This window comes from Candidatus Protochlamydia sp. W-9 (assembly GCF_001950615.1).
Taxonomy (GTDB): Bacteria; Chlamydiota; Chlamydiia; order Chlamydiales; family Parachlamydiaceae; genus Protochlamydia; species Protochlamydia amoebophila.
On sequence record NZ_BCPZ01000204.1, the window covers coordinates 1 to 1,699 of the forward strand.

Sequence of the window (1,699 nt, forward strand, 5' to 3'; positions counted from 1 at the left end):
AAGTTTAAAGATTTTTTTAAACTTTATCAGATTCTAATTATTTTTTAAGAATTTTCAATTGATAAAGTTATTTTTTATTTAAAAATATATTTCATTTCATTACTATTGTACTGATGTTTATTTGTATATTTTTTTATTCAAAAATCTATATAATTTAAAAATTATTTAACTAATTTGGAAGGTAATTTTGAATATTCATAATCCAAGAGTTAATCCTAGTAATCTCCTCGTTAATGCAGACACTCATTCTTATTTTCGATCGAACAATTATTTAAAATTTTCTGAACGAATTGGTTTGCTGTGTAAAACAATTTTTCAGGCCTTCCTCAACTTATTCTTTAATTATCTCGAAAAAGAGCAGCTTCAGTCTCAATGGAGAGAGATTTCTTGGGGACGAAAAGAAAGTACGATTCCCAAATTTATTGCAAGTCGCCTCGCATCATCTATATCGTTAACAAGTTCGAGTCAAATTCTACGTGATGCCTCTCCTTTTTCAATAAGAACCCGCACTCAGGAAACTATGGATAATCTTGAGGATGAAAACGAGCTTTTATTAAATTCTTTAGCTAATCCAGAAGAATTAAATGCTTTAAAGAACACTTCCCCAAAAAAAATAAAATCATCCATAACTCCACAATCTTCGGATCTCTTCTCTTCATCCCAGGAATTTAAACTGAGATTTCAGGATGAAACTTCGCTAAACATCTCATGTTCTCAACTAGCTTTGTTAAGGGAAAAATCGCCCTATTTTAAAAGTCTTTGGTCGGGAAATTTTCGAGAAACCCTTCAAGATCCTCTTGCTTTAACTCAAACAGAGTTTACTCATCTGCTCGATTGCCTGGAATATTCTATTTCTTTTGTTCCTTTGGAAGATATCCTTTCTTTCATTCAACTAGCCGATTATTATCAACTGTCAGAAGCTGGGAAAAAATTAGAAAAACAGCTGATCGATGCGTACAAATCCCAAAAATTGGAACCGTTTAACTCCAGCGAAGATAGTTTAGTGGAATTAAAAGCACTTTTAAATTTTGCGCAGCAATACCAATTAAATACTTTAAAATATTATTTAGAACTTATAGTTGTGAGTTCTTTATTAAACCAAGCCTCTCATGTAACTGAATTTGAAAAAATTTTAAAGCACTTCTCAAATGAAATAGAAAGACTCAATTTTTCAAAGAACATCTTTTTGACTGACGCCCATCTGTTAGCGTTAAAAAATTGTAAAAATTTAAAAGCACTACATCTCCAGGAATGCTACAAACTTACCGACGCAGGATTAGCCCATTTAGCATCCTTGATGGCTTTGCAGCATTTAAATCTGGCTAAATGCCATAAAATCACCGACGCAGGATTAGCCCATTTGAGACCTTTAATGGGTTTGCAAAATTTAGATCTGAGCTGTTGTAGAAATCTTACTGACGCAGGATTAGCCCATTTAGCATCCTTGATGGCTTTGCAGCATTTAAATCTGGCTAAATGCCATAAAATCACCGACGCAGGATTAGCGCATTTGGCATCTTTGGTGGCTTTACAGCATTTAGACCTAAGCTATTGCGAAAAACTTACTGACGCTGGATTAGCACACTTGCGACCTTTAGTGGCTTTACAGCACTTAGATCTGAGTTACAGCCACCATTTTACGGATGCTGGATTAGCCCATTTGGCACCTTTGGTGGCTTTACAGCATTTGAATTTGGCT

General features: G+C 34.0%; 1 protein-coding gene. It reads left to right on the forward strand.

Annotated elements, in window-relative coordinates; translation table 11 throughout:
* Positions 1 to 187 precede the first annotated feature (187 nt).
* Positions 188 to 1,699, forward strand: a 1,512-nt coding sequence (locus tag BU804_RS06385; protein WP_226996150.1) for a hypothetical protein, incomplete at its 3' end; no start/stop codon positions are given.